Origin of the sequence: Archangium sp., from assembly GCF_036389735.1 — a bacterium.
In the GTDB taxonomy this organism is placed as follows: Bacteria; Myxococcota; Myxococcia; order Myxococcales; family Myxococcaceae; genus Archangium.
The window spans coordinates 1-4,307 of sequence record NZ_DASVWK010000736.1; the positions used below are offsets into that span (position 1 = coordinate 1).

Annotated in this window: 4 protein-coding genes and 1 pseudogene; 2 read left to right on the forward strand and 3 right to left on the reverse strand. The window is 70.0% G+C overall.

What is annotated here, in order from left to right:
- Positions 1-255 (reverse strand): annotated as a pseudogene (locus VF794_RS26185) (class I SAM-dependent methyltransferase); the annotation flags it as partial.
- Positions 256-292: 37 nt separating this feature from the next.
- On the opposite strand from VF794_RS26185, the gene VF794_RS26190 reads away from it, so the two are divergent.
- Positions 293-1,459: a pyridoxal phosphate-dependent aminotransferase gene (locus VF794_RS26190; RefSeq protein WP_331115006.1), complete on the forward strand. Its 1,167-nt coding sequence runs from the start codon at positions 293-295 to the stop codon at positions 1,457-1,459.
- 106 nt (positions 1,460-1,565) lie between these two features.
- Here VF794_RS26190 and VF794_RS26195 read toward each other — a convergent pair whose 3' ends face one another.
- Together VF794_RS26195 and VF794_RS26200 are read right to left on the reverse strand one after the other, a co-directional pair.
- The gene (locus VF794_RS26195) at positions 1,566-2,939 is read right to left on the reverse strand and encodes a cytochrome P450 (protein ID WP_331115008.1); all 1,374 of its coding nucleotides are present in this window, start codon (positions 2,937-2,939) and stop codon (positions 1,566-1,568) included.
- Positions 2,936-3,565 carry a DUF6989 domain-containing protein gene (locus VF794_RS26200; protein ID WP_331115010.1) on the reverse strand — a complete coding sequence of 210 codons (630 nt, stop codon included), beginning with the start codon at positions 3,563-3,565 and terminating at the stop codon, positions 2,936-2,938. The genes VF794_RS26195 and VF794_RS26200 overlap by 4 nt, the downstream gene beginning before the upstream one ends.
- Before the next feature lie 162 nt (positions 3,566-3,727).
- Between VF794_RS26200 and VF794_RS26205 the strand changes: the two genes are divergently transcribed.
- The coding region (locus VF794_RS26205) for a hypothetical protein (RefSeq protein WP_331115011.1) at positions 3,728-4,307 on the forward strand (580 nt) is incomplete at its 3' end.

The window sequence follows — 4,307 nt, forward strand, 5'->3', positions numbered from 1 at the left end:
CTCGCGGAACCGCTGGCCCGTGGCCTTCAGTGCCCGGACCACCTCGAAGGTGCGCCGTGCGCGGTAGGGGGAGTGGAGGCGCTCGGCGAGCCAGATGCCCCAGTAGGGCTTCAGCAGCCGCGGGCGCCAGAGCAGCAGCAGCACGTCCGTGAGCCGGGTGATGAGCCCGAGCAGCATTCCCCAGAAATGGATGACGAGGCGCTGGAAGAACGGGAGGTCGTAGTCCTCGAGGTTGTCGTCGTCGGGGGGGGTCATGGTGGGCGCGGGTGCTCATGTTATAGGGCCGTGACACATGAAACCCCTGGCCCAACGTTCGAGCCTGATCCGGCGTTCCGGCATTCGTACGCTGATGGAGCTGGCGCGCCAGACGCCCGGATGCATCCACCTGGAAGTCGGCGACCCGGACTTCCGCACCCCCGCCCACGTCATCGAGGCCGCCCACGAGGCGGCCCGGGCCGGCTTCACCGGGTACTCGCCCACCGCGGGCCTCGGCTCGCTCCGGCAGGCACTGGCCCTGAAGCTGCGCGAGCGCAACGGCCTGGAGGTGTCGCCCGAGCAGATCCTCGTCGGTCCCGGCGCGGTGTTCGGCATCGCCATGGGGCTGATGGCCACGTTGGACCCTGGCGATGAGGTGCTGCTGCCGGACCCTGGCTGGCCCAACTACGAGGGGGCGGCCCACGCGTGTGGTGCCACGCCGGTGCCCTACCCGCTGCGACGCGAGACGGGCTACCAGCCGGACCTCGAGGTCCTGCGGCGCCTCGTCTCACCGCGCACCAAGGTGCTGTTGATCAACACGCCGAGCAACCCGACCGGCGGCGTCTTCAGCCCGGAGACGGTGCGGGCCCTGGTGGAGTTCGCCGCCGAGCACGACCTGTATCTGCTCTCGGACGAGGTGTACGAGGAGATCGTCTTCGAGGGCGAGCACGTCTCGGCCGGGCGCTTCGACCGCGACGGGCGGGTGATTGGCTGCTTTGGTTTCTCCAAGACCTACGCCATGACGGGTTGGCGCCTGGGCTACACCGTGGCGAGCCGCGAGGTGACCGAAACGATGGTCCGGCTGGCCGAGCCCTTCGTCTCCTGTGCCTCGACGGTGGTGCAGAAGGCGGCCGAGGCGGCGCTGAGCGGCTCCCAGGACGCCGTGCGCGACATGTGCGCGGCCTACAAGGCGCGGCGTGATGCGGTGGTGGACATCCTCCAGCCGGCCGGCCTGCTCGCGACGGTTCCTCGGGGCGCCTTCTACGCGCTCGTGGATGTGTCGGCGCTCGGTCAGGACTCGGACGCGCTGGCGCGGCGGCTCCTGGTCGAGCAGAAGGTGGCCACCGCGCCGGGGACCACCTTCGGTGCGCAGGGCGCGGGGTTGTTGCGCATCTCCCTCGCCGCGGAGCAGTCGCGGCTCGAAGAGGGCTGCCGCCGCATCGTCCAGTGGGTGCGGCGGCAGCACGGCCGCCAGGTAGCCTGAACGCATCTGGTGCTGGTGAAGTTCAACGAGGGCCTCACCGCCGACGACCCGCGGGTGAAGGCGCGAGGTCGCCACCTGGACCTACTGCGACTTCACCTGCTGAAGCTCAACGCCGCCAGCGCAGGCGCATGCGCAACGGCGGAGAGGGGTGCAGGGCATTGAGCGCGTTGAAGCCCGGCTCCGTGCCCACCGGCTCGAAGGACAGCCGGCGCGTCATCAGCGCCAGCGCCACCGTGGCCTCCACCAGCCCCAGGTGGCTGCCGATGCACATGCGCGGCCCCTTGCTGAAGGGGAAATAGGCGTACTCGTGGCGCCCTCGCGAGGCCTCGGGTTGGAAGCGGTCCGGGTCGAAGCGCTCCGGCTCCCGCCACCAGGTCGGGTGGCGGTGCAGCAGGTGCTGCGTCATCAGCACCGTCGCCCCCGCGGGCACGCGGAAGCCACACACCTCGTCGTCCGCCACGCACGTGCGCGCGACGATCCACGCGGGGGAGCGCACGCGCAGCACCTCCTGGACCACCCTGCGCGTGTACTGCAACTCCTGCAGCGCCGCCGCGTCCACCGCCCGCCCCTCCGGCAGCACCCGGTCCACTTCCTCCGTCAGGGTCCGCAGCACCTCGGGGTTCGCCCCCAGCCGCTCCAGGGCCCAGACGAGCGTGAGTGCCACCGTCTCGTGCCCGGCCAGCAGCATCGTCACCAGCTCGTCGCGCAGCTCGCGGCGCGTCAGGGATTGCCCGGTGTCATCCTTCGCCGCCAGCAGCGTCCCCAGCAGGTCGTCCTCGCGCCGCGCCCCCGCCTCCATCGCCCGGTCGATCTCCGCGTAGACGATGGAATCCAGCGTCGCCATCGCCCGTCTGGCCCGCACGTTGCCGGGGGTCGGCACCGACAGGGGAATGGTGCGCTCCAGACTGCCGCGCACCAACAGCAGCTCCAGCGCCTCCCGGAAGGCCCCGATGAGCCGCCGCGAGTCCGTCAGCTCCACCCCGCACACCAGCTCGCTGATGACCCGCAGCGTCAGCGGACTGAGGGCCTCGAACAGGTCCACCTCGTCCCCGTCGCGCACGTCCCGGTTCCACTCCGCCAGCGTCTCGTCCACCAGCGTGGCCAGTCGTCCCACCGACGCCAGCGTCCGCTGCGTCTGGAAGAGGGGCTGGAGCTGCTTGCGCCGCGTGCGCCAGTGCGGCCCCTCCACCGTGGCGAGCCCCTCGCCGGCGATCTGCCGCAGGTTGTCGTAGATGGAGCCCTTGACGTAGTTCTCCCGGTTGCCGCGCAGCACCCGCTCCACGCCCTCCGGGTTGGCCACCACCACCAGCCGCAGCCCGGCCACCTTCAGCAGGAAGACGTCGCCGTAGTGCGCCTGGCACTCCAACATCACGGGAATGATGCCCCGGCGCGTCACCTCGAACAGTGAGCCCACCAGCGGCAGCCCCGAGGGTCCGGGTGGCAGTGTCACGCTGGGGGCGAGCTCCAGGGCGCCACTCATCGGCTCACCAGCCCCACCAGCCAGGAGGCGAAGACGCCCGTGAGCAGGAGCCACACGGATTGCGCCACGCCGAGCGCCACCACCTTCGGCCCCCGCGCCTGGGCCACGTGCGACACCACCAGTGGCAGTGCCAGGCTCAGCAGCACCTCGGCGAGGATGACGTAGTAGGGCGTTACCCCGAAGAGCATGGGGGTGTTGCGATAGGACCACCAGCCCGCCCGGTGGGCGAGCGTCTCGTAGAGCGGGATGTTGAGGCCGCCGAGCACCGCCAGCGCCGCGGTCGTCTTGAGCAGCCCCCACTTGCTCGTGAGCCAGTTGGCCACCGTGCCCAGCTGGAGCATCATCACCATCCACGACAGCGGCATGTACGCGGGGGACACCCAGATGAGCGGCTCGGCCTGGGGGTAGACGAGCGTCTTGTTCACCGCCACGCCGAAGTAATCGGCCGGCAGCTCGCCAAAGCCCACCACCAGCCCGAAGAGGATCATCCGCGCGACGAAGCCGTCACGCGTCCGGACCGCGTACACCACGAAGGAGGCCGCCAGCGCGGGCGTGAGGACGAAGGCCGCCTTCGGTCCCATCTGGAAGTGGCTCGCCAGGAAGCTCCCCACCAGCGACGCGACCATGGTCGCACCCACGAAGAACAGTCGCGTCTGCTCCTGGGTGAGCCCTACGGGGACGACGGGGGCCTGCTCTCTTGCCGTTAATCCGTTCACCCGTGCACAATACGCCCACCCCAGCACATCATGCCAGCCAACCTCCCCCAGCAGCCGACTCCTGAAGTCGCGGTGCCCCTCCACGCTGTGGAGGGCCACGGCCTTTCCGAGAGCGCTTCGCGTATCCGTGCGGTGGACCCCGGCGGTGCCTGGGTGGTGGCCGTCATCGCCGCCGTGGGCATCCTCCCGGCCTTCCTCACCCTGCGCACGGTGGTCCACCCCTACAAGCTCGTGGCCACCTCGGCGAATCCCACGCCCCTGGGCTACACGTGGTCGCTCTCGCTGTGGATCGTCCCCGTGCTGGCCATCGCCCTCTGGCTGCACGCCAGCCCCAAGTACAACCTCCCCCAGCGCACCTTTTGGATCACCGTGCTGTCGCTCTCCGGGCTGGGCGTGGTGCTGGACCTGGCCTTCGGCAATGCCTTCTTCACCTTCCCCAACAAGGGGGCCGTGCTCGGCTACTACGTGTGGGGGTATGACCTGCACAGCGGGCAGTGGGTGAAGAACATCCCCATCGAGGAGTTCGGCTTCTACCTCTTCGGAATCGCCGCCGCGCTGCTGCTCTACATCTGGTCGGACATCTACTGGTTCGGCCGCTACGTGACGCCCGGGGACCTGCTGCTGGAGCGGCGCGCCATCCGCCCGAAGATTC

Excerpts from the sequence above, each read along its gene's own strand:
- VF794_RS26190 (WP_331115006.1), top strand. The coding sequence starts at position 293 with ATGAAACCCCTGGCCCAACGTTCGAGCCTGATCCGGCGTTCCGGCATT.
- VF794_RS26195 (WP_331115008.1), bottom strand. The coding sequence starts at position 2,939 with ATGAGTGGCGCCCTGGAGCTCGCCCCCAGCGTGACACTGCCACCCGGA.
- VF794_RS26200 (WP_331115010.1), bottom strand. The coding sequence starts at position 3,565 with ATGGTCGCGTCGCTGGTGGGGAGCTTCCTGGCGAGCCACTTCCAGATG.